Origin of the sequence: Microbacterium sp. AR7-10 (genome assembly GCF_001878835.1) — a bacterium.
Taxonomy (GTDB): Bacteria; Actinomycetota; Actinomycetes; order Actinomycetales; family Microbacteriaceae; genus Microbacterium; species Microbacterium commune.
This window is the reverse complement of sequence record NZ_MJIR01000087.1, coordinates 1-22,182: the sequence shown is the minus strand read 5'-3', so window position 1 is coordinate 22,182 and position 22,182 is coordinate 1. Positions and strand designations below refer to the sequence as shown.

General features: G+C 71.0%; 19 protein-coding genes and 1 tRNA gene. 5 read left to right on the top strand and 15 right to left on the bottom strand.

Annotation, left to right across the window (positions count from 1 at the left end):
- The first annotated feature begins 55 nt into the window (after positions 1-55).
- Positions 56-1,318 (top strand): winged helix-turn-helix domain-containing protein, encoded by a 1,263-nt coding sequence (locus BFN01_RS11980; protein WP_256221136.1) that lies wholly within the window; start codon positions 56-58, stop codon positions 1,316-1,318.
- Positions 1,319-1,360: 42 nt separating this feature from the next.
- Here the strand turns inward: BFN01_RS11980 and BFN01_RS11975 are convergent, their stop codons facing one another.
- The 3 genes from BFN01_RS11975 to BFN01_RS11965 form a co-directional block, all read right to left on the bottom strand.
- On the bottom strand, positions 1,361-1,927 hold the full coding sequence (locus BFN01_RS11975; RefSeq protein WP_071644583.1) for a LemA family protein: 567 nt from the start codon (positions 1,925-1,927) through the stop codon (positions 1,361-1,363).
- Between the two features lie 73 nt (positions 1,928-2,000).
- A complete protein-coding gene (locus BFN01_RS11970) occupies positions 2,001-3,314 on the bottom strand; it encodes a D-arabinono-1,4-lactone oxidase (RefSeq protein ID WP_071644582.1) in 1,314 nt (437 codons plus the stop codon).
- Positions 3,311-4,549: an alanine racemase gene (locus BFN01_RS11965; protein WP_071644581.1), complete on the bottom strand. Its 1,239-nt coding sequence runs from the start codon at positions 4,547-4,549 to the stop codon at positions 3,311-3,313. Before BFN01_RS11965 ends, BFN01_RS11970 begins: the two co-directional genes overlap by 4 nt.
- Positions 4,550-4,595: 46 nt before the next feature.
- Between BFN01_RS11965 and BFN01_RS11960 the strand changes: the two genes are divergently transcribed.
- Positions 4,596-4,668: transfer RNA gene (locus BFN01_RS11960), tRNA-Leu, on the top strand.
- Positions 4,669-4,840: 172 nt separating this feature from the next.
- On the opposite strand, the gene BFN01_RS11955 is transcribed toward BFN01_RS11960, so the two are convergent.
- The 9 genes from BFN01_RS11955 to BFN01_RS11915 all read right to left on the bottom strand — a co-directional run bounded on the left by BFN01_RS11955 (position 4,841) and on the right by BFN01_RS11915 (position 13,322).
- On the bottom strand, positions 4,841-6,385 hold the full coding sequence (locus BFN01_RS11955) for an NAD(P)/FAD-dependent oxidoreductase (RefSeq protein WP_071644580.1): 1,545 nt from the start codon (positions 6,383-6,385) through the stop codon (positions 4,841-4,843).
- Positions 6,386-6,405: 20 nt separating this feature from the next.
- Complete coding sequence (locus BFN01_RS11950; protein ID WP_371261035.1) at positions 6,406-7,737, bottom strand: S8 family serine peptidase; 1,332 nt, start codon at positions 7,735-7,737, stop codon at positions 6,406-6,408.
- Positions 7,738-7,766: 29 nt separating this feature from the next.
- A complete protein-coding gene (locus BFN01_RS11945; protein WP_071644578.1) occupies positions 7,767-8,300 on the bottom strand; it encodes a DUF501 domain-containing protein in 534 nt (177 codons plus the stop codon).
- Positions 8,301-8,334: 34 nt separating this feature from the next.
- The gene (locus BFN01_RS11940; protein ID WP_071644577.1) at positions 8,335-8,856 is read right to left on the bottom strand and encodes a septum formation initiator family protein; all 522 of its coding nucleotides are present in this window, start codon (positions 8,854-8,856) and stop codon (positions 8,335-8,337) included.
- A gap of 42 nt (positions 8,857-8,898) precedes the next feature.
- Entirely contained in the window at positions 8,899-10,179 is a 1,281-nt protein-coding gene (gene eno, locus BFN01_RS11935; RefSeq protein WP_071644576.1) for a phosphopyruvate hydratase, read from the bottom strand.
- Between the two features lie 97 nt (positions 10,180-10,276).
- Positions 10,277-10,939, bottom strand: coding sequence for an O-methyltransferase (locus BFN01_RS11930; RefSeq protein WP_071644575.1), 663 nt, complete (start codon positions 10,937-10,939; stop codon positions 10,277-10,279).
- 31 nt (positions 10,940-10,970) lie between these two features.
- On the bottom strand, positions 10,971-11,936 hold the full coding sequence (locus tag BFN01_RS11925; RefSeq protein WP_071644574.1) for a CPBP family intramembrane glutamic endopeptidase: 966 nt from the start codon (positions 11,934-11,936) through the stop codon (positions 10,971-10,973).
- Positions 11,937-11,952: 16 nt separating this feature from the next.
- Positions 11,953-12,975, bottom strand: a complete 1,023-nt coding sequence (locus BFN01_RS11920) for a DUF1648 domain-containing protein (RefSeq protein ID WP_071644573.1) — start codon at positions 12,973-12,975, stop codon at positions 11,953-11,955.
- A complete protein-coding gene (locus BFN01_RS11915) occupies positions 12,972-13,322 on the bottom strand; it encodes a GntR family transcriptional regulator (RefSeq protein WP_071644572.1) in 351 nt (116 codons plus the stop codon). Before BFN01_RS11915 ends, BFN01_RS11920 begins: the two co-directional genes overlap by 4 nt.
- 134 nt (positions 13,323-13,456) lie before the next feature.
- Between BFN01_RS11915 and BFN01_RS11910 the strand changes: the two genes are divergently transcribed.
- Positions 13,457-14,686, top strand: a complete 1,230-nt coding sequence (locus BFN01_RS11910; RefSeq protein WP_071644571.1) for an APC family permease — start codon at positions 13,457-13,459, stop codon at positions 14,684-14,686.
- A 132-nt stretch (positions 14,687-14,818) separates the two neighbouring features.
- On the opposite strand, the gene hisS is transcribed toward BFN01_RS11910, so the two are convergent.
- The 3 genes from hisS to BFN01_RS11895 all read right to left on the bottom strand — a co-directional run bounded on the left by hisS (position 14,819) and on the right by BFN01_RS11895 (position 18,041).
- Entirely contained in the window at positions 14,819-16,081 is a 1,263-nt protein-coding gene (gene hisS / locus BFN01_RS11905; RefSeq protein WP_071644570.1) for a histidine--tRNA ligase, read from the bottom strand.
- 120 nt (positions 16,082-16,201) lie between these two features.
- Positions 16,202-16,861, bottom strand: a complete 660-nt coding sequence (locus BFN01_RS11900; RefSeq protein WP_071644569.1) for a MazG family protein — start codon at positions 16,859-16,861, stop codon at positions 16,202-16,204.
- 4 nt (positions 16,862-16,865) lie between these two features.
- A complete protein-coding gene (locus tag BFN01_RS11895) occupies positions 16,866-18,041 on the bottom strand; it encodes a Na+/H+ antiporter NhaA (protein ID WP_071644568.1) in 1,176 nt (391 codons plus the stop codon).
- Positions 18,042-18,098: 57 nt separating this feature from the next.
- Here BFN01_RS11895 and BFN01_RS11890 point away from each other — a divergent pair, with 57 nt between their 5' ends.
- Positions 18,099-20,762 (top strand): phosphoenolpyruvate carboxylase, encoded by a 2,664-nt coding sequence (locus tag BFN01_RS11890; RefSeq protein WP_071644567.1) that lies wholly within the window; start codon positions 18,099-18,101, stop codon positions 20,760-20,762.
- A 129-nt stretch (positions 20,763-20,891) separates the two neighbouring features.
- Positions 20,892-22,182: NADP-specific glutamate dehydrogenase (gene gdhA / locus BFN01_RS11885; protein ID WP_071644566.1), on the top strand; the 1,291-nt coding region annotated here is incomplete at its 3' end.

The window sequence follows — 22,182 nt, the reverse complement described above, 5'->3', positions numbered from 1 at the left end:
TACGGTGCGAAACGCCCTCGCACCCGATGTCGGCGCCTGCGGCTACTCTGGCGCAGTGACGGCTGCCTCCTCGACCACCCTCAGCGCCGCCGAGGCGCGGCGGATGACGCTCGCGGCGCAGGGATTCTCCCGGCGTCGACCGGATGCCGTGAGCGCCCACCACCTGCACCGGACGATGACGCGGCTCGGCGTGCTGCAGATCGACTCGGTCAACGTGTTCGCACGTTCGCACTACATGCCGATGTTCTCCCGGCTGGGCTCGTACGACCCCGCGCTGCTGGATCGCACCGTCATCTCGCGCACGACCCGCTACGTGGAGTATCTCGCTCACGAGGCCACGTTCATGCCGGTCGAGGACTGGGCCCTGTGGCGCTTCCGCATGCAGGAATGGCGCGAGCGAGCGGAGCGACCGGGCGGATGGGGGCGGGTGCACGCCCGCACCCTCGACTGGGTGCGCGACGAGCTGGGTGCCCGCGGCCCGCTTCGCCCGGCGGATCTGCGTGACGACGCACCCCGCGAGCGCGGCTCATGGTGGGACTGGGACGAGGCGAAGATCGCGCTCGAGCACCTCTGGCGCTGCGGAGAGGTCGCGATCGCCGGCCGCATCGGGTTCGAGCGGCGCTACGGTCTGGCGTCGCAGATCATTCCCGACTCGATCCGCGAGGTGATCGTCCCGCGTGACGCGGCCGTGCGCGAACTGGTGCGGCGGGCGGCGCGATCCTACGGCGTCGCGACGATCACCGATCTGAACGACTACCACCGCCTGCGCGATCAGGCGGGGGTGCGGGCGGCGGTGGCCGACCTGGTCGACGCGGGCGAGCTGGAGCCGGTGTCGGTACGCGGCTGGGAGCGCGGGGGCAGGGCGATCCCCGCGTGGCGGCATCGAGACGCGGTGCTGCCCCGCCGCATCGATCGGTCAGCACTGCTGACCCCGTTCGACCCCGTGGTGTGGTTTCGGGATCGGGCGCTGCGCGTGTTCGACTTCGACTACCGCATCGAAATCTACGTTCCCGCGGATCGGCGCCGCTACGGCTACTACTCCCTCCCGATGCTCGTCGGCGACAGCGTCGTCGGACGGGTGGATCTGAAGGCCGACCGGCTCGCGTCGACCCTGCGCGTGCAGTCGGCGTGGTGGGAGCAGCACGCGCGGCCCAGGGCGGATGCCGAGCGGGTGGCCGAGGAGCTGGTGCTTGCGGCCCTGTGGCAGGGTCTCGAGCGGATCAGCGTGTCGGGCTGGGGCGATGCCGCGAACGACCTGGCGCACGCCCTGCACGGCGCCGAGACGTCGGTCGAACGACACGTGCATCCGCGGGAATGACGAACGCCCCGGCGTGTGACGGGGCGTTCGGTGGTGATGGCGTCAGAACTGCACGCGCGGCGGTTCGGAGATCGCGCCGTCGTCGTTGACCTCGAAGAACTCCCGTTCGGTGAAGCCGAGGCCACGGGCGAAGAGATTGTTGGGGAACACCTTGATCTTGGTGTTCAGCTCGCGCACGCCGCCGTTGTAGAAGCGGCGGGCGGCCTGCACCTTGTCTTCGGTGTCGACGAGTGAGTGCTGCAGCTGCAGGTAGTTCTGGCTGGCCTGAAGCTGCGGATACGCCTCGGCGACCGCGAACAGGCTGCGCAGCGCCTGCTGCAGGTGGCCCTCGGCCACACCGGCCTCGGCGGGTCCGGACGCGGCGAGCGTCTCGGCTCGCGCCCTGGTCACGCCCTCGAAGACCTCTTTCTCATGGGCGGCGTAGCCGCGCACGGTCTCGATCAGGTTGGGGATGAGATCGGCGCGGCGCTTGAGCTGCACGGCGATTCCGCTCCACGCCTCGTCGACGCGCACCTTGAGCTGCACCAGCGAGTTGTACGTGGACCACAGGTAGATGCCGACGAGCAGCAGCACCCCGACGACGATAAGTACCGGCCACAGCCATTCCATGCACAGCCCCCTCTTGAACCGAGATCCATCCTATGCGCGGATCACTGCGCGTCGGCTGGACGACAGGCCGGGCTCAGGCCCCGAGGATCCGCTCGAGGTGCCGGTTGCCGAACAGCCGGTCGGGATCGAGGCGGTCGCGCAGCGCGACGAAGTCGTCGAACCTCGGGTAGCGCTCACGCAGCTGCGCGGCGCTCAGGGTGTGGAGCTTGCCCCAGTGCGGGCGACCGCCGTGGTCGAGCATGATCTGCTCGACGGCGTCGAAGTACTCGCGCGGATCGACCCGCCAGTAGCGGTGCACGGCGATGTATGCGCTGTCGCGGCCGGATGCGGTCGACAGCCACAGGTCGTCGGCCGCGGCGAAACGCACCTCGACGGGGAACTCGATGCGCCACCCGCGCGCGGTGATGAGCCGGCGCAGCTCGTCGAACGCCGAACCGACGTTCTCGGCCGGCAGGGCGTACTCCATCTCGCGAAAGCGCACGCCACGGTGGTGCACGAAGACCCGGTGCGATCGATCCGCGTAGTCGGCATCGCCGGTCACCTTCGCCGCGAGCCGGTTGAACGGCGGGATCACGGCCGGCACCACTCGGCTCACCGCGCAGAACGCGCCGAACATGCCGTTCGCCAGCACTCTCTCGTCGAGCCAGCGCTGCACGGGCGGGAGGGGACGCCGCGGTGCCGATTCCGGCAGGCGCGTCTGCGTCTTCGTCAGTGCGACGTCGGTGTGCGGATGCCAGTAGAACTCGAAGTGATCGGCATCCGCCACCCGCTCGCCCAGCGATGCGAGCGTCTCGTCGAGGGGCAGCGGAACGTCCTGTGCGTGCATCACGAACGCCGGCACGCACTGCAGCGTGACCTCGACGACGATCCCGAGGGCTCCGAGACCCACCACGGCGCCCGCGAGCAGGTCGCTGTTGTGCTCCTCGTCGATGCGCAGGAACTCGCCGGCCGCGGTGACCAACGTGAGTCCTCGCACCTGGCTGCCGATACCGCCGAAGCGGGCGCCGGTGCCGTGCGTGCCGGTCGAGATCGCGCCGCTGATCGACTGCCGGTCGATGTCGCCGAGGTTCTGCATGGCCAATCCGTGCGGTTTCAGCAGCGCGGGGATGCGATGCAGGCGCGTGCCCGCGAGCAGGCTCACGCGGCCCGTCTGCGGGTCGGCCGAGACCAGCCCCTGCAGATCATCGAGCTCGAGGAGCACACCGGGGGCCGCCGCGATCCCGGTGAAGCTGTGCCCGGCGCCGACGGCCTTGACGGTGAGCCCCTGGGAGGCTGCCGCCACCACCGACCGCTGCACGCCCTCGGGCGAGCGTGGACGCTCGACGCGCACGGGTCGCACCTGCGCGGTGCGACCCCAGTTCTGCCACGTTCCGCCCGGTCGGGTCATAGGAACGCCTCCCCTTCGCCGCGATACGTCGGCAGCTCGCCTACCACGGTGCCTTCCGAGACGAGATGATACCGATCGATCCGCTCGGCCGGCTCGCCGCTCTTCGCGTGCCGGAACCAGACCCGATCGCCGACACGCAGATCCTCGGCAGCAGCTCCGCGCAGCGGCGTCTGCACCTCCCCCGCGCCCTCTCGGCCGAGCGTGCGCAGTCCTGCCGGCCACACCGGCAGCGGCTGACGGGAGGTCACGGCAGGACCCGACGCGATCCAGCCCCCGCCCAGAACGGTCGCGATGGCCTGTGTCGGCTTGCGGACCACGTCGAGGGCGAAGGATGCCGCCGGCGCGGGCTGGAACGAGCGATACCCGTCGAAGAGGTGGCCGGCGAGCAGGCCGCTGCCCGCGGTCGCCTCGGTCAGCGACTCATCGCTTCCGGTGAACTCCAGCGACCCCGTCCCACCCCCGTTCAGGAACTCGAGCGGAGCGATCTGGGTCATCGCGTCGGCGATCTCGGCGCGGCGCCGGCGCAGCTCGTCGCGTGAACGCGCCTGCACCATGCGGATCACCGGGGCGTCGGGCCCCGCGGCATCCCCCTGCCCTGCGATCTGCGCCTCGTACATCTGCAGGCCGACGAGCCGGAAGCCGGGGCGGCGCACGATCTCACGGGCGAAGGCGGCGACCTGCGCCGCCGAGTGCAGCGGAGACCGGCGCACGCCGACATGACCGAGGGATGAGGAGCGCAGCGACGCGTCGACGTCGATCGCGACCCGCACCTCGGGGCGCGAGGTGGGACCCGCCACAGAATCGATCACGTCGAGATGGGCGGAGTCGTCGACCATCAGGGTGATGCGTGACGCCGCGCGCTCGTCCGCGAGCAGGCGGGCCAGTCCGGCGCGGTCGACCGTCGGATAGCCGAGCACGATGTCGTCGTAGCGCTCGGCCAGCCAGAGCGCCTCCGCGAGGGTGAAAGCGAGGAGTCCGCGGTAGCCGGGGATCTCGAGCACAGCATCGAGAACGGCTCGCACCCGCACGGACTTCGTCGCGACCCGGATCGGGAGGCCTCCGGCGCGCACCAGCAGGTCCATCGCGTTGTGTCGGAGCGCCTCGCGTTCGATCACCGCCACGGGGGCGGGGAGATGCGCGGTCGCGTCGGTCAGCGCTGACCAGAAGCGGTCGGGGGAATGCCAGGGCGCATCGGAATCGGATGCCGGGCCGTGGCCTGCGGTGAGATCGAGCACTCCCCCACCCTACGACTCGGGTGACGCGTCGATAGGGTGAATGCAGGCCCCCATAGCCCAATGGCAGAGGCAGGCGTCTTAAACACGCTTCAGTCTGGGTTCGAATCCCAGTGGGGGCACGCAGTGACGCCACTGGGTGAGAAGCCAGACCAGGGCCCACGCCGGCCCGAGGCTCCGCGCGACGCGCAGCGGCGCGTGGAGTGGCCGGTGGGGACGGGTTCGAATCCCAGTGGGGGCACGAAGAAGGGTCCGCCCGAGCTGTCGCTCGGACGGACCCTTGAGACCTACGCGTCAGACCGTGGTCTCGACGCTTTCGGGCTTCTTCGCGGCCGGCTTCTTGGCAGCGGGCTTCTTGGCAGCGGGCTTCGCAGCGTCGGCCTTCGCGGCCGGCTTCTTCTCCGCGCTCTCACCTGCATCGTTCACCGGAGCGGGCTTGCCGGCATCCGACTTCGCCGCGTTCTTCTGCGCGGCGGGTGCGGCGGCCTCTGCGACCGCGGGGCGCGGCCGCGCCGCGAACTCCTCGAACGCTGCACGCGGGTGCTGCACGGCGGCGAGGTTCGCGAAGTCGCGTCCCAGCCACAGGTTGTTCCACCAGCCCCAGAGCACGCGCCACTTGCGCTCCCACGTCGGCATGGCGAGGCCGTGGTAGCCACGGTGCGCCACCCACGCGATGAAGCCCTTGAGCGCGATCTTGCCGGACTGGAAGACGCCGTTGTAGAGGCCGAGGCCCGCCACCGCGCCCAGGTTCTTGTGGAAGTAGTCCTTCGTGCCCTCGCCACGCAGCACGGCGACGAGGTTCTTCGCCAGCAGCTTCGCCTGACGCACGGCGTGCTGCGCGTTGGGCACGCAGGTGCCGTCGGGAAGGCCACCGGTCTTGTCGGGGACGGCGGCGACGTCGCCGGCCGCCCACGCACCCTCGACGGGGTTGCCGTCGGCGTCGACGACGCGCAGGTCGGCCTGCGCCGAGATGCGGCCGCGCTGCTCGGTCGGCAGGTCGCCGCCGCGCACGACGGTCGGGTTGGCCATGACGCCGGCGGTCCACACGATCAGGTCGGTGGGGATGACCTCACCCGTCGACAGCTCGACGTTGCCGTCGACGGCGCTGGTCACCTGGGTGTCGAGGTGGATGAACGCGCCGCGCTTGCCGAGGTCCTTCATGACCCACTTGCTGGTCTCGAGCGAGACCTCGGGCATGATGCGACCCATCGCCTCGATGAGGTGGAAGTGCGTGTCGTCGAACGACAGCTGCGGGTACTTCGAGACCAGCGACGACGCGAACGAGCGCAGCTCGGCGAACGCCTCGATGCCGGCGAAGCCGCCGCCGACGACGACGACGGTCAGCAGGCGGTCGCGCTCGGGGCCGGCCGGGATGGCGGCGGCCTTGTCGAAGTTCGACAGCAGGCGGTCGCGCACGGCGACGGCCTCCTCGATGGTCTTGAGGCCGATCGCGTTGTCGGCGATCCCCGGGATCGGGAAGGTGCGCGACACGGCACCGGCGGTGACGACGATCTGGTCGTACGCGAACTCGTACGGCTCGCCGACCGGCGGGGTGATCGTGGCGACCTTGTTGGCGTGGTCGATGCCCGTCACCTTGGCGGTGATCACGTTGGTCGTCTTGAGGTGACGACGGTGCGTGACGACCGCGTGACGCGGCTCGATCGATCCGGCTGCGACCTCGGGCAGGAACGGCTGGTACGTCATGTACGGCAGCGGGTCCACCATCGTCACGTCCGCCTCGCCCTTGCGAAGGTGCTTTTCGAGCTTCCAGGCGGTGTAGAAACCGGCGTACCCTCCACCGACAATCAGAATGCGGGGTGCAGTGCTGTTCTGAGGCACAGGGGGACAACTCCTCGTCGTCAGGGTGTGGGAGTGCGTCTACCGCGCTCCGATCGGATGCGCCGGGCAGCTGCGGTGACGCCAAGCGCTACCAGGATACCAGGCACCGTGAGGGCCAACAGCGGCAGGGTACCGTATCGCAGCGACTCCTCGGTCGGGAGCAGCGGCGACGCGGCCTCGACGGACCGTTCGACCGGCGGGAGCGGCGGCACGGCGACCGGGGTCGCGGGCTGCTCTGGCACCGGCTGCTCGGGAGCATCGGCACGGCGGTAGACCCGGATCCACTCCTTCAGGTCGCCCATCGGATTGCTCGAGACGCGGGGAATGGATGCCGTGACCGCGGCCTCGGCATCGAGCAGACCGTAGCCGTAGAGCGGGTCGGGGGTGCGCGCCATGTCGGGCACGGGCTGCGCAGTCCTGATCAGGCGGTTGATGACGTTGGCCGCATCCAGATCGGGATGCGCTGCGCGCACCAGCGCGGCAGCACCCGCGACGATCGGGGCGGCCCCGCTCGTGCCGTCCCACGACCGCAGGGTGCCGTCGGCCGAGACGCCCAGCAGCGACTCGCTCGGCGCCGAGATGCCGATCGTGATGCCCTGCGTGGATGCGCCGCGGCTGGCGACCCCGGTCTGGTCGACGCCGCCGACGGTCAGCACACCCGGAATCGTGGCAGGCGCTCCGATCATCGAGGTGCCGCTGCCGCGGTTGCCGGCGGCGACGATCACCACGACGTCGTGCTCGAACGCGTACAGGAACGCCTCGTCCCAGCTGCGATCCCAGTCGAGGGTGTTGGTGGTGAAGGAGAGGTTGATGACGTCGGCGTCGTGGTCGACGGCCCACTTCATGGCCTCGACCACCTGGTCGACGAACGGCTTCGTCGACGCGGAGCCGGGGAAGCCGAGCGAGACCGACAGCAGCTGTGCCTCCGGTGCGACGCCGATCATCCCGGTGCCGTCGGGGTTCCCGCGTCCGGCGGCGAGGGAGGCGACCCACGAGCCGTGGTTGGGATCGCGCACGCCGACCGGGGTGCGCCCGTCCGCACTGCCGACGCCGGACACGTCGGTGCCGTCGGCCACCGCGCCGTCGAAGATCACCGGCGGCTTGCCGATGCCGGTGTCGATGACCGCGATCTTCACGCCCTTGCCCCTGGTCACGTTCCAGGCCTGCCGGATCCCAGCACCGTCGAGCCAGTACTCCATCGCCCGGGCGGGGTCGTTCGGGTCGTCGGGGATCGGTGGCGCGGCGGGCGTCGCCGTCTCCGTGGGCGCCTGCAACGTCGACGTCGCCGAGGCGGCGGAGGCGGGTGCGGGCACGGCCGCGAACACCGCGGATGCCGCGATCGCCGCTGTCACAGCGACGCCACGCAGCATCCGAGCGGCCATCATGACGCGCGGTCCGCCAACGCGGCGCCGGGGTCGACGCACGCGCATCGCTCGGGCGACCAGGAGGAGCGCTCCAGCGCGGCATCCCCCACCGGGTTCACACCCGGCCCCGCGGCCAGAGCGTGCCCGGCGAGAGCGTGCAGACACTTCACGCGCGTCGGCATCCCCCCGGCCGAGATGCCGTCGATCTCGGGCACCTCGCCGAACTGCGCGCGGTCGGCGAGGTACGCCTCGTGCGCGCGGCCGTAGGCTGCGGCGACGTCGTCGTCCTCCTCGAGCATCCGAGCCAGCTCGGGCATCACCTGCGTCGCCTCGAGGGTCGACATCGCGGCGGTCGCCGCGGGGTGCGTCAGGTAGTAGAACGTCGGGAAGGGCGTTCCGTCGTCGAGACGGGGCGCCGTGGCCACCACGGTCGGGTTGCCGCAGACGCAGCGCGCGGCGATGCCGATGACGCCGCGGGCGGCACGGCCCAGCTGACTCGAGACCACATCGATCTCTGCAGCGGTGGGCGTCGGGAAGGGAGGTGTCGTCACCCCACCAGGGTACGGGAGGTCACTGTGACAGACCTCAGCCCTGCGGAGTCGGCGCCTCGACGGCCGTCTTCGCGAGCCCTGCGGAGGTCAGCCCGCGCAGCAGCTGCGGCATCCAGTCGGCCGGGCGCTCCTCGAGCTGGGCGCTGACCTCCTGCTGCTCGGGCGGCAGGTCGGCGGGATCCAGATCGTCGTCGACGAGGTAGACGACCTCGCCGGGCTTGACGTAGTACAGCCGCTCACGCGCCTGGGTGGTGATGTACGCCGGGTCGTCCCATCGATCGCGCTCGCGCTCGAGATTGGCGATCTGCTCCTCGGTCACCTGCACCGAGTGCTCGAGCGCGGCGATCTTCTGCTTCTGGCCGAGGTAGGTGCCGATGGTCGGCACGAGCACCCAGGTGCCGAGCACGACCAGCGAGAGCATGATCACGGCGAAACCCGACAGGCGGATGCCGCTCGCCCACTCCCTCACATCGACCGTGCGTCCGCCGGACGCGCGCGAGGAGGGTGACGACGCGGGCACGGACGCCGAAGGAGGAGGAGCGGGTCGTCTGGCCATGCTCCTCCTCCTTCGTCCGTTCAGATCAGCGCACGCTCCGGCTCACGCCTGGAAGCGCGGGAAGGCCGACGCACCCGCGAAGACCGCGGCGTCGCCCAGATCCTCTTCGATGCGCAGAAGCTGATTGTACTTCGCGACGCGCTCGCTGCGTGCGGGCGCACCGGTCTTGATCTGACCCGCGTTGGTCGCTACGGCCAGGTCGGCGATCGTGGTGTCCTCGGTCTCGCCCGAACGGTGCGAGAGCATGGCCGTGTAGCCCGAGCGCTGCGCGAGGCTGACCGCGTCGAAGGTCTCGGTCAGGGTGCCGATCTGGTTGACCTTCACGAGCAGCGAGTTGGCGACACCGCGCTTGATGCCGTCGCCGAGGCGCTCGGGGTTCGTCACGAACAGGTCGTCGCCGACCAGCTGCACCTTGCTGCCGAGGGCCTCGGTGAGCAGCTTCCAGTTGTCCCAGTCGTCTTCGGCGAGGGCATCCTCGATCGTGACGATCGGGAAGTCCGCGACGAGGCCCTGGTAGTACTCGATCAGCTCGGGGCCGGTCCAGTCCTTGTTGTCGAGGCGGTAGACGCCGTCGTTGAAGAACTCCGTCGCGGCGACGTCGAGGCCGAGCGCGATGTCCTTGCCGGGGGTGAAGCCGGCCTTCTCGATCGCCTTGATGAGGAACTCGAGGCCCTCGCGGTTGCTGGGCAGGTCGGGGGCGAAGCCGCCCTCGTCGCCGAGACCGGTGGCGTAGCCGGCGGCCTTCAGCTCGCTGCGCAGCACGTGGTAGGTCTCGACGCCCCAGCGCAGCGACTCGGAGTAGGTGTCGGCGCCGATCGGCGCGAGGAAGAACTCCTGCATGTCGATGCCGTTGTCGGCGTGCTCGCCGCCGTTGATGACGTTGAACAGCGGGACGGGCAGCAGGTGCGCGTTGGGGCCGCCCAGGTAGCGGAACAGCGGCAGGTCGGCCGAGTCGGCGGCGGCCTTGGCCACGGCCAGGCTGACGCCGAGGATGGCGTTGGCGCCGACGCGCTTCTTGTTGTCGGTGCCGTCGACCTGGTTCAGGATCTCGTCGACGATGCGCTGCTCGCTCGCCTCGACGCCCTCGATGGCGGGGCCGAGCTCGTCGATGACGGCCTCGACGGCCTTCAGGACGCCCTTTCCGCCGTAGCGGCCCTTGTCTCCGTCGCGCAGCTCGTACGCCTCGAACGCTCCGGTGGATGCGCCGGAGGGGACGGCGGCGCGCTGGACGACACCGTCATCGAGGAGCACCTCCACCTCGACGGTCGGGTTTCCGCGCGAGTCGAGAATCTCGCGTGCGCCTACAGCCTCGATCAGTGCCACAGAAGTGCTCCTTCGAAAGGGAGGGAAGGGTGGTGGTGGAGCGACGTCGATCCGCGCTTCAGTCTAGCCGTGCCCGTCCTCGCCCCTCGGGCGGATGTCAGACGATCAGCGCGAGCGCCACGCCGTCCCATCCCTTGACGCCCACGGTCTGCAGCGCGGTCGCGTCGAAGCGGGGGTCGTCGGCCAGCATCCGGAGCGCCTGCTGCGTGCCGATGACCTTCGAGTCGGCGGTCTCGGCGTCGACGATCTCGCCGTCGCGGCCGATGTTGTCGAGGATGACGACGGTGCCCGGATGCCCGAGTCGCGCCGCCCAGTCGAGGTAGAGGGTGTTGGATTCCTTGTCGGCGTCGATGAACACGAGATCGAAGCCGCCGACGAGCGTGGGCAGCACGTCCTCGCCACGGCCCACGCGGATGTCGACGCGATCGCCGACACCGGCGGCGTCGATGCTGGCGCGCGCGACCGCGGCGTTGTCGTGTTCGGCCTCGATCGTGACCACCCGACCCTGGTCGCCCACGGCCCGGGCCATCCAGATGGTCGAGTACCCGCCGAGCGTGCCGATCTCGAGCACGCGCCGTGCGCCGCTCATCCGCACCAGAAGGTTCAGCAGCTTGCCCGCGACCGGTGCGACCTCGATGTCGGGCATGCCCGCCGCCTGCTGTGCCGACAGAGCGCGCTCCAGGGCGGGGTCGCGCCCGACGAGCAGGTCGGAGAGGTACTCGTCGGCGGCGCGCCAGGCGTGCGGGGTGGATTCGACCATGCCCCCAGCCAAGTCGCCGTGCGCGCCGAGGTCAAGGGCGCGACGCGGCGGCCGGCCCGGAGGGCGGTGTCGCGAGAGCCGGCTGCCGGCGGAACTGACCCGTGACCAGCAGCACGACGGCCACCAGAGCGCATGCGATCCACCCCGACGCGCCCAGCACGGACGCGAGCGCCGGATCGGGACGGGTGCCGGCAGCGAACAGCAGGGTGGGCAGGCCGGCTGCCGCGTTGAGGGCGCCGTGCGCGAAGACGGGCGGCCACACCGACCCGGACCGCAGACGCAGCCAGCCCAGCAGCACTCCCCATGCCAGGCATCCGGTGGTCATCAGCAGCACTCCGGTGATGTCGGTGCGCGCGAAGTTGTACCCGAGCAGGATGATCGGCGCGTGCCAGATCCCCCACACGGCGCCGCTGATGAGCAGGGCGGGCCAGGTGCCGTACCGACGCAGGGCCGGAAGGAGGAACCCGCGCCAGCCGATCTCCTCGCCGAACGCGGCGACGGCGTTCACGGTGGCCGCGGCGACGGGCATCGCCAGCAGCTGCGCGATGACGAGCAGGCCGACGGGCGGAAGTGCGGCCGCTCCGGCGGGACCGGATTGCAGCACCTCCGCGAATCCCGAGAACGTCACGAGATCGAGCGTGATCCAGCCGCAGACGACGGCGACGGCGAGGGAGAGCGCCACCACCCCGATCGTGCCGAACAGTGCGATGATGCTCATGCCCACCACGCGTCTCGCCGGGCGCAGCGGCCACATGCCGAGGAGGCGGAGTCGCCGGCCGCGTGGCACGGGCCGGAGCACGAGCAGCACCCCGAGCACCGCGGCCGCGGGCGTGTACATCATCAGCGGCAGCAGCAGCCCGGCGAGCGGCGACGCGAGGCCGCCGCCCAGCCACAGCGGCAGTGCCACAGCCCACGCCAGTCCGAGCGCGAGCACGATGAACGCGACGATGGCCGTGCGGCCCACCTCGGGCATCCGGTCGGTCGGCTGATCCGTCATCTCGATGCTCCTCCGCTCAGGCCTCTGCTCGGCGCTCGAGGTGCGCCTGCAGGGTCGCCGCGGCCGTCTCGGCACCGTCGACGGTGATCACGACCGCGCCCGCGCCTCGGCGGTCGACCTCGATCGCGGGTCCGGTGCGCAGCACGATACCGGTGCGGCCGTCGAGACCGACCCGCCAGCCCGTGCCGCCGAACTCGGCGAAGGGGTGGCATTCGATCGCGCGCACGCCGGTGATCTCGTCGAGCGGCACGTGCAGCCGCGGGAATCCCAGCTGGGAGCGCACGTGCAGCCCGTCCGCGCCGACGCGCACGCGGAACGATGCCGTCGCCGCGAGGGCGAGACCGACCACGGCCAGCACGAGCAGCGGTATCCACGCGCTCCCGGGCGCCTGCAGCAGCATCACCGCGGTCACCCCGATCAGGACGACGCAGGCGAACCCGACGATCAGGAGGCCGCCGCGTGCCATCCTCGCCGTGCCCATCCAGACCACCCGCTCCCCCGCAGAGATCGACGGCAGACGCGTGGTCTTCAGCGTCACGGGCCCGGTCGCCTCGACGTCGGGCTGCAGCACCCAGCCCGCGGCGGAGAGGATGAGCAGAGCGCAGAACGCGCCGACGAGCACGGGCAGCACGTCGGTCGCGTCGGCGGCGTCGGACAGGCCACGCTGCATCCACGTCGACCCGGTCGTCGTCACGGCACTGAAGCCCGAGAGCCCGAGCGCGAGCGCTCCCAGGAACCGTGCTGTCACACCCCACTGCTGTCGCGCCATGGTGAGCGTGACCGTCACCAGCAGCAGCGGAAGGCCGAGTCCGATGCCGATGGCGAGCCAGAGGTAGGTCGCGGGCGGTCCGTACCCGTCGACGCCGCCGGCTCCCCAGTGGGTCGCCGCGGGGTCGGGCAGCTCGGGCATCCAGACGGCGATCAGCGCGACCGCGACCGCTGTGAAGACGGCCGGGGTGACGAGGCCGATGACGGTGAGAGCCCGTCGGGCTCGCCGCACGTCGGCGGCGGCGTCGATCTGCGTGCCGGGCGTGGTCATGATTCCATCTCCTTGATGAGGGCGGCGAGGGTGGCAGGGGCGACACCGAGATCGGCGCCGCGGCGCACGAGCGCCGTGATCTCGCCGGCGAGTTCGGCGAGCGGCGCGGCCGAGGCGGAGATCATCGCGCCCCGCCCCCGGCGCAGCTCGACGAGGCCCTCGTCGCGCAGCTCCTGGTAGGCGCGAAGCGCCGTGTGCACATTCACCTCGATCGCATCGGCCAGGTCGCGCGCGGCGGGCAGCCGGTCGCCGGGGCCCAGGCGCCCGGCGAGCACCTCCCCGCGCACCGATGCGGCGATCTGCTCGAACAGCGGGCGAGGGCTGTCGGGGTCGACTCGGATGAGCATGTGCACCTCCCTTTCGTATTATTCTATTCACACTAGACTAACTATGGCAAGTAGAACTACCGGGCCGCGACGATCGATCATCGGCGAGCGCGTCACGTCACCTCCCGTTCACCCCGGGGTGGGAGCATGGGCGGATGCCGCTCGCCCGCCGCCTCACCCTCGTCGACGCCGTCGCGATCGGACTCGGTTCGATGATCGGCGCCGGGGTGTTCGCCGTCTGGTCACCGGCCCTCGGAGTCGCCGGCTCCGGCATCCTGATCGCGCTGGCGATCGCCGCCCTCGTCGCGTTCTGCAACGCCACCTCCTCCGCGCAGCTCGCGGCGGTGCACCCCGTCGCCGGCGGCACGTACGCGTACGCGCGGGCCGAGATCGGCCCGTGGTCGGGCTTCATCGCGGGGTGGTGCTTCGTGATCGGCAAGATCGCGAGCTGCGCGGCCATGGCGATGACCTTCGCCGCCTATGCCGCCCCGGAGAGCTGGCGGACGCCCGTCGCCGTGCTCGCGGTCGCCGCCCTCGCCACCGTCAACTGCTTCGGCGTCACCCGCACCGCGCTGCTGACACGCATCCTCGTGGTCCTCTCGCTGCTCGGGCTGGCCGCGGTCGCGGCATCCGGACTCGCCGCCGCACCGCAGGCCTCTCCCGCTCCCCTGCCCGACGCGACCGCGTACGGCGTGCTGCAGGGGGCGGGCCTGCTCTTCTTCGCCTTCGCCGGGTACGCTCGCATCGCGACCATGGGCGAGGAGGTGATCGACCCCGCCCGCACGATCCCCCGCGCGATCGTGCTCGCCCTCGGCGGCGCGGTCGTCGTCTACGTGCTGGTGGCGGTCGCGGTGATGCTGACGCTGGGGGCGGATGCCGTCGGCAGCGCGCATCCGCTCGCCGACGTCGCCGAGGCCGCCGGCTGGAGCTGGGCGGGTCCGGTCGTGCGCATCGCGGCCGCGACGGCGTCTCTGGGCGCGCTGCTCGCCCTCATCACCGGCATCGGACGCACCACGCTGGCTATGGCACGCGAGGCGGATCTGCCGCGGTTCCTCGCCGTCGTCGACGAGCGGTGGCAGGTGCCGCAGCGCGCCGAGGTCGCCGTGGCACTGATCGTGATCGGGATCGTGCTGGTGGCCGACCTGCGCGGAGCGATCGGCTTCTCGTCGTTCGGCGTGCTGCTGTACTACCTGATCGCGAACGCCGCGGCGCTGCGCCAGCGAGCCGACGTGCGCCGCTACCCGAAGGCGCTGCAGGTGATCGGCGCGGCCGGATGCCTGGTGCTGGTCTCGACGCTGCCCGCACTCGCTTCGCTGATCGGCACCGGGGTCGTGCTGGCCGGCATCGGGTACCGGATGCTGCGGCTGAGACTCGTCGTGCGCTGAGCTGTGCGCGCCGATCCGGGCGCGCGGATGCATCGGCGCGGGGCGCGCGGGTGCAGGCGAACAGCCGAGCGCAGGTCGGATGCCGTGACATCGACCTGCGCTCGTGTGTTCGCCTTCCTCGGCGTGGGCGGATCAGGCCAGCGGCTTGATCTCGGCGGAGCCCGCCTCGTCGCCGGACCGCACCGAGGCGAAGCCGGTGTAGCCGTCGGCAGCCGAGCGCTCGAGCAGCGCCTTCATGTTCTTCGCGCGGCGTTCGAGGCGCACGCGAGCGACACCCGCGCGCAGCAGCGCGGACTTGTGCGCCAGCAGCTCCGCGACCGGCACGTCGGCGTCGTGCACGAGCACGACGGCCTGGGCCTGATCGACCTCCTGCTCGGCGACCAGGTCGACGATGCGCTCGAAGCCGATCGAGAAGCCCACAGCGGGGACCTGCTGGCCGAGGAACCGGCCGATCATGCCGTCGTAGCGCCCGCCGCCGCCGAGCGAGTAGCTCACGGAGGGGTGCGCGAGCTCGAAGATCGTTCCCGTGTAGTAGCCCATGCCGCGCACGAGGAACGGGTCGTACACGAGAGGGGGCTCCCCGGCATCCGGGCGTGCGGCGACGACCGCCTCGCCGAGCGAGGCGAGGTGCGCGACGATCTGGTCGGGAGCGCCTTCGGGGAGCGCCTTGCGGATCTGCTGCTCGCCGTAGGGGGTGTATTCGCGCGTCTGCGGGCGCTTCAGGAACGCCTCGAACGCGTCGACGGCTGTGGCCGTGACTCCACGCTCGCGCAGCTCCCCCGCGACGCCGTCGGGGCCGATCTTGTCGAGCTTGTCGATCGTGATCAGCACGCCGGGGCGCTCGTCCTCGGTGAAGCCGAAGCTGTCGAGCATCCAGTCCAGCGCGCGACGGTCGTTGACCCGCACCGTGCCGCCCTGCAGGCCCAGCGCGTCGATCGTGTCGAGGGACGCGACGATCAGCTCCGCTTCCGCCCGGGAGCTCTCGTCGCCCATGATGTCGATGTCGCACTGCACGAACTGGCGGTAGCGGCCCTTCTGCGGCCGCTCGGCGCGCCACACCGGCCCGATCTGGATCGCACGGAACACCGTCGGCAGCTGCCCGCGGTTCGTCGCGTAGAAGCGAGCGAGCGGGACCGTGAGGTCGTAGCGCAGGCCCAGGTCGCTGAGCGCGGCCGGGTCGTCAGCCGCAGCCCGGATGCCGTCGGCGTCGAGTCCGCGGCGCAGGATGCTGTACGACAGCTTCTCGTTGTCGCCGCCGATACCGGCATGCAGCCGCCCGTGCTCCTCGACCACCGGGGTCTCGATCTCGTCGAAGCCGTGCGCACGGTAGCGCTCGCGGATGACGGCGAGCACACGCTCTCGACGAGCCTTGTCTGCGGGGAGGAAGTCGCGCATGCCGCGCGGAGGGTTCACAGTTGCCACGCATCCATCTTCCCAGGTCACCGACGGGCTCTTCGAATCGCTCGACTTGCGCCGATCCGGGCGTCGCGGCGGCAAGATGAGCGATTCGAACGGTCAGCCCGCCTGCTCGGCGGCGCGCACCTCGGATTCGAGCAGGCGGAGGCGCTCGCGCAGCGCGCGCTCGGCGTCCCATCCCTGCTCTCGCGCTGCGGCGACGAGGGCGAGCAGGGCGTCACCCAGCTCGGCTTCGGATGCCGGCTGCCCGACCTGCGCGGACGCGCCTTCGGCCGGCTCGACGACCGACGAGGCCCGTCCGAGCAGCTTCTGCGCTCGGGCCAGCGCGGGCATGCCCGCCGGCACGCCGTCGAGCACGCTGCGCCGCTCGCGCTTCTCGGCCGCCTTGGCGGCGTTCCAGTGCACGAGCACCTCGTCGGGCGTGGTCGCGACGGCATCGCCGAAGACGTGCGGATGCCGTCGCACCATCTTCTCGGTCAGCCCGCGCGCCACGTCGTCGATGTCGAACGGGTCGGACGGGCTCTGCGCGGTGATCGCCGCGTGGAACAGCACCTGCCAGAGCAGGTCGCCGAGCTCTTCGCGCATCTCGACGCGATCGTCGCGCTCCACGGCGTCGATCAGCTCGTGCGCCTCCTCGATGAGATAGGGCACGAGGTCGCGGTGAGTGATCCGCTGCGACCAGACGCATCGCTCGCGCACCTGCCGCATCGTCTCGGCGGCGGCACGCAGCGCATCGGGCTCGCTCAGCGGATCGGTCATCGGCTCACTCCACCGCCGCCGCGAGCCGGCGGTACGAGCGCGCCCGCGCGGTGACGACGATGGCGGAGAGCACCAGGGCGATCAGCGAGCCGCCGAGCACACCGAGGATCGCCTGGTCGCGGATCCCGTTGTCGTCGGCGAAGGCGAGGTTCGCGAGCAGCAGCGACACCGTGAACCCGATGCCGCCGAGGGTGCCGGCGGCGAGGATGTCGGGCAGGCGCAGCGCCGGCTCGGTTCCCTTCGGGCGCAACTGCATGCTCAGCCACCCGAAGATCCCGATGCCGATGATCTTCCCGACCGGCAGCGCGATGAGGATGCCCCAGAACGCCGGGGACAGCTCGGCGGGCGACACCTGCGGGATGACGACGAACGCGGCGACGAACGCGAAGATCGGCAGGATCACACCGTTCACCGTCGGCTCGAGCGCGTGACGGGTCTTCTCGGCGGGCGCGGGCGACATCGCCAGGCCCAGCATCACTCCGGCGATCGTCGCGTGGATCCCGGAGAGCGCCATGAAGCCCCAGGCGAGCACGCCCACGACACCCATCAGCACGGCGATCCCCGATGAGCCGTTCTTGGCGACCACCCGGCTGAGCACGGCGAACACCACGACAGACACGACCGCGAGGGCGAACATCACCCAGTTCACGTCGTGCGCGAACAGCACGGCGATGAAGATGATGCCGATGATGTCGTCGAGGATGGCGAGCGCGAGCAGGAAGACGCGCACCGCCGAGGGCAGGCCCTTGCCGAACATGGCGAGCACGCCGAGCGCGAACGCGATGTCCGTGGCGGTCGGAATCGGCCACCCCACCGCCGTGCCCTCGCCGGTCGCCGGCCCCGCGATCAGCAGATAGATCGCGATCGGCACGATCACGCCACCGGTCGCGGCGATCGCCGGCTGCACCGCCTTGCGCGGCGAGTCCAGCTCGCCGTGGGTGAGCTCGTGCCGCAGTTCGATCGCGACGACGAGGAAGAAGATCGCGAGCAGCCCGTCTGCCACCCACTCCTCGATCGAGAGATCGAGTCCCGTGCCGGGGATGGCGATATGCGCATGCAGCACGTCGGCGATCCCGTCGTGCGTCGCGAGGTTCGCCAGCAGCAGGCCGAGCGCCGCGGCGACGAGAAGAAGCGCTGCCGGGAACTGCTGGCCACGAAGGGGATTGTCCGAGATTCGCATCCCCTCCACTCTGTCACAGGGGACGGAGGCCCCGTTCGAGCGGTTTACCCTCGAAGCATGTCGCTCGAGCCCACGAACACCGAAGCCATCCGCGTCATCACCCGATTCGAGGCCTCCCACGGCATTCCCGACGCGATGCGCGCGGATGTCCGGATGCTCGGCGGTCTGCTCGGGCAGGTGCTGCGCGAGTCGGGCAGCACCGGTCTCTTCGAGGATGTGGAGCGGCTGCGACTGGCGACCATCCAGGCATCCGATGTCGACGACGACGCAGCCGCGTTCACGCGGGCCGCCGAGATCGCCGACTCGTTCACGATCGAGCGCGCCGACGAGGTCGCCCGGGCCTTCACCTGCTACTTCCACCTCGTCAACCTCGCCGAGGAGCACCAGCGCGTGCGCATCCTGCGCGAGCGCTCCGGTCAGCCCCGCGAGGGCGCGACCGACACCGTCGCGACCGCCTTCGCCCAGCTGACGAAGGAGGTCGGGGAGGATGCCGCTCGCGAGCGGCTCGCCGAGCTGCGCTTCCACCCGGTGTTCACCGCCCACCCCACCGAGGCACGCCGACGTGCGGTGTCGGGCAGCATCCGCCGCCTCTCCGAGCTGCTCACCGAGCACGATGCCGCGAGCGAGGGCGGCGCCGACGAGCGGCGCGCGCGCCGCAGGATGCTCGAGGAGATCGACACGCTGTGGCGCACCGCTCCGCTGCGTGCGCAGAAGCCCACCCCGACCGACGAGGTCCGCACCGTGATGGGAGTGTTCGACGAGACGCTCTTCAGCACCGTGCCGCACGTGTACCGCCGCATCGACGACGCGCTGCGCGGCGACGAGTCCGGCGCGAGCGCGCCCGTCGTCCCCGCGTTCGTGCGCGTCGGCTCGTGGGTCGGCGGCGACCGCGACGGCAACCCGTTCGTCACCGCCGCGGTCACGAGGGAGGCCGCGCAGATCGCGTCCGAGCACGTGCTGCGCGGGCTCGAGCGGGCGCTCGACCGCATCGGCCGCTCGCTCACCCTCGACGCCGCCGACACCCCGCCGAGCGACGAGGTCAGCGCGATCTGGCAGCGCTTCGCCGACGGGCATCCGGAGCTCGCGGACGAGATCGCGACCCGCTCGCCGTCCGAGCCGCACCGGCGCGTGATGCTCGCACTCGTGCACCGCGTGCACGCGACCCGCACCGAGCAGGACGGCGCCTACAGCGCCCCCGAGGAGCTGCTCGCCGACCTGCGGGCGGTGCAGTCGTCGCTGGCGGATGCCGGGGCGCGCCGCCACGCGTTCGGCGGCATGCAGCACGTGATCTGGCAGGTGGAGACGTACGGGTTCCACCTCACCGAGCTCGAGGTGCGGCAGCACTCGAAGGTGCACCGGCAGGCTCTCGAGGAGCTGGACGCCGGCGGCGAGCTCAGCGCGCAGACCGAGGAGGTGCTCGATGTGTTCCGCGCGGTCGCCGACATCCAGCGCCGTTACGGACTGCGGGCCGCCGGACGCTACGTCGTCTCGTTCACGCAGTCCGCGCAGGACCTCGCGAACGTGCACCGCCTCGCGGCGTACGCCCTGGGCGACGACGCGCCGGTGCTGGACGTCGTCCCGCTGTTCGAGACCTTCGCCGATCTGCAGGCCGCCCCCGCCATCCTCGCCGAGGTGGTGCGGTTCCCCGAGTTCCGCGCCCGCCTCGACGCCACCGGGGACCGGCTCGAGGTCATGCTCGGCTACTCCGACTCGTCGAAGGACGTCGGCCCGGTGGCCGCGAACCTCGCCCTCTACGAGGCGCAGCGGCAGATCGCCCTGTGGGCGAAGGAGTCGGGCATCCGGCTCACCCTGTTCCACGGTCGCGGCGGGGCGCTCGGCCGCGGCGGGGGACCTGCCAACTCCGCGATCCTCGCGCAGCCGCCGCACTCCGTCGACGGCCGCTTCAAGCTCACCGAGCAGGGCGAGGTCATCTTCGCCCGCTACGGCGAGCCGGCGATCGCGATGCGCCACATCGACCAGGTGGCCGCGGCGACGCTGCTCGCGTCCTCCCCCTCCGTCGAGCAGCGCACCAGCGGCGCCGCCGAGCGGTTCGCCGACGTCGCCCAGACGATGGACACCGCATCGCGCGAGCGATTCTTCTCGCTCGTCGCCGCCGACGGGTTCGCGCCGTGGTTCGCGACCGTCACGCCGATGGAGGAGATCGGGCTGCTCGCCCTCGGCTCGCGTCCGGCGCGTCGCGGCCTGTCGGTCGAGTCGCTCGAGGACCTCAGGGCGATCCCGTGGGTGTTCGCCTGGACGCAGGCGCGGATCAACCTCGCCGGCTGGTTCGGCCTGGGGACGGCGCTGAATGCCGTCGGCGACGAGGCTCGACTGAGCGAGGCGTACCGCGACTGGCCGCTGCTGCGCACCATGGTCGACAACGTCGCGATGAGCCTGGCGAAGACCGATGAGCGCATCGCCCGCGAGTACCTCTCGCTCGGCGACCGCGACGACCTCGCGAAGATCGTGCTCGACGAGCTCGCCCTCACCCGCGACTGGGTGATCCGTCTCACCGGCGGCGAGCAGCTGCTCGGCAACAAGCCCGTGCTGCAGCGCGCGGTGCAGCTGCGCACGCCCTACGTCGACGCCCTGTCGCTGCTTCAGCTTCGGGCGCTGCGCGCCCTGCGCTCCGACATCCAGGGCGAGACCGACCCCGATCTGCAGCGTCTGCTGCTGCTTTCGGTCAGCGGAGTCGCGGCTGGTCTGCAGAACACCGGGTGATAGCATCCCCTGCGACTTCTCGTCGGAGAGGGCACGACCTGCCAGCTAAAGTGAAGGCTCCAGCCTGATCCGGCGAAGCATCACGCGACACGATCGCACTCCTCCATCCCCCACCAGAAAGCTTCCCGCGTGACAGAGAACACTGCCGACTTCCATCCGCTCAGCGATGCCGCACAGCCCGTCTTCGACACGGTGCGCAGCCTCAACCCGAATGAGCCGGAGTTCCACCAGGCGGTGCACGAGGTGCTGCACTCGATCGGCCCGGTGCTCGAGCGGCACCCGAAGTACCTCGATCAGGGCGTGCTCGAGCGCCTCGTCGAGCCCGAGCGCCAGGTGATCTTCCGGGTGCCGTGGATCGACGACGCGGGCAAGCTGCAGGTCAACCGCGGCTACCGCGTGCAGTACAACTCCGCGCTCGGCCCGTACAAGGGCGGTCTGCGCTTCCACCCCTCGGTGAACATCTCGATCATCAAGTTCCTCGGCTTCGAGCAGATCTTCAAGAACGCGCTCACCGGACAGGGCATCGGCGGCGGCAAGGGCGGCTCGAACTTCGACCCGCATGGCAAGAGCGAGGCCGAGGTGATGCGCTTCTGCCAGTCGTTCATGAGCGAGCTGTTCCGCCACATCGGCGAGCACACCGACGTGCCTGCGGGCGACATCGGCGTGGGCGGCCGCGAGATCGGCTACCTGTTCGGCATGTACCGCAAGATGACGAACCGTCACGAGTCGGGCATCCTCACCGGCAAGGGCATCGGCTGGGGCGGCGCGCAGGTGCGCACCGAGGCGACCGGCTACGGCGCGGTGTTCTTCGTGCAGGAGATGCTCGCGGTGCACGGCGAGAGCCTCGAGGGCAAGCGCGTCGCGGTCTCGGGCTCGGGCAACGTCGCGATCTACGCGATCGAGAAGGCCACCCAGCTCGGTGCACGGGCCATCACCGCATCCGACTCCTCCGGCTACATCGTCGACGACGCCGGCATCGACCTCGCCCTGCTGCGCCAGATCAAGGAGGTCGAGCGCGCCCGCATCGTCGAGTACGCGAACCGCCGCCCCGGTGCGCGCTTCGTCGAAGGCGGCAACGTGTGGGAGACCCCGGTCGACATCGCCGTGCCGTCGGCCACGCAGAACGAGCTGAACGAGGACTCCGCCCGCATGCTCATCGCCAACGGCGTGCGCGCGGTCGCCGAGGGCGCGAACATGCCGTCGACCCCCGAGGCCGTCGGCGCGTTCCAGGACTCCGAGGTGCTCTTCGCACCCGGCAAGGCGGCGAACGCCGGTGGCGTCGCGACCTCCGCGCTCGAGATGAGCCAGAACGCGTCGCGTCAGCGCTGGAACTTCGCGAACAGCGAGCAGAAGCTGCGCGACATCATGGCCGACATCCACGACGCGTCGTTCCGTGCGGCCGAGCGCTACGGCACCCCGG

Coding starts and splice junctions, on each gene's coding strand:
- BFN01_RS11975 (WP_071644583.1), bottom strand. CDS start 1,927: ATGGAATGGCTGTGGCCGGTACTTATCGTCGTCGGGGTGCTGCTGCTC.
- BFN01_RS11970 (WP_071644582.1), bottom strand. CDS start 3,314: ATGACCCGACCGGGCGGAACGTGGCAGAACTGGGGTCGCACCGCGCAG.
- BFN01_RS11940 (WP_071644577.1), bottom strand. CDS start 8,856: ATGGCCAGACGACCCGCTCCTCCTCCTTCGGCGTCCGTGCCCGCGTCG.
- BFN01_RS11930 (WP_071644575.1), bottom strand. CDS start 10,939: ATGGTCGAATCCACCCCGCACGCCTGGCGCGCCGCCGACGAGTACCTC.
- BFN01_RS11925 (WP_071644574.1), bottom strand. CDS start 11,936: ATGACGGATCAGCCGACCGACCGGATGCCCGAGGTGGGCCGCACGGCC.
- BFN01_RS11920 (WP_071644573.1), bottom strand. CDS start 12,975: ATGACCACGCCCGGCACGCAGATCGACGCCGCCGCCGACGTGCGGCGA.
- BFN01_RS11915 (WP_071644572.1), bottom strand. CDS start 13,322: ATGCTCATCCGAGTCGACCCCGACAGCCCTCGCCCGCTGTTCGAGCAG.
- BFN01_RS11910 (WP_071644571.1), top strand. CDS start 13,457: ATGCCGCTCGCCCGCCGCCTCACCCTCGTCGACGCCGTCGCGATCGGA.
- hisS (WP_071644570.1), bottom strand. CDS start 16,081: ATGCGCGACTTCCTCCCCGCAGACAAGGCTCGTCGAGAGCGTGTGCTC.
- BFN01_RS11900 (WP_071644569.1), bottom strand. CDS start 16,861: ATGACCGATCCGCTGAGCGAGCCCGATGCGCTGCGTGCCGCCGCCGAG.
- BFN01_RS11895 (WP_071644568.1), bottom strand. CDS start 18,041: ATGCGAATCTCGGACAATCCCCTTCGTGGCCAGCAGTTCCCGGCAGCG.
- BFN01_RS11890 (WP_071644567.1), top strand. CDS start 18,099: ATGTCGCTCGAGCCCACGAACACCGAAGCCATCCGCGTCATCACCCGA.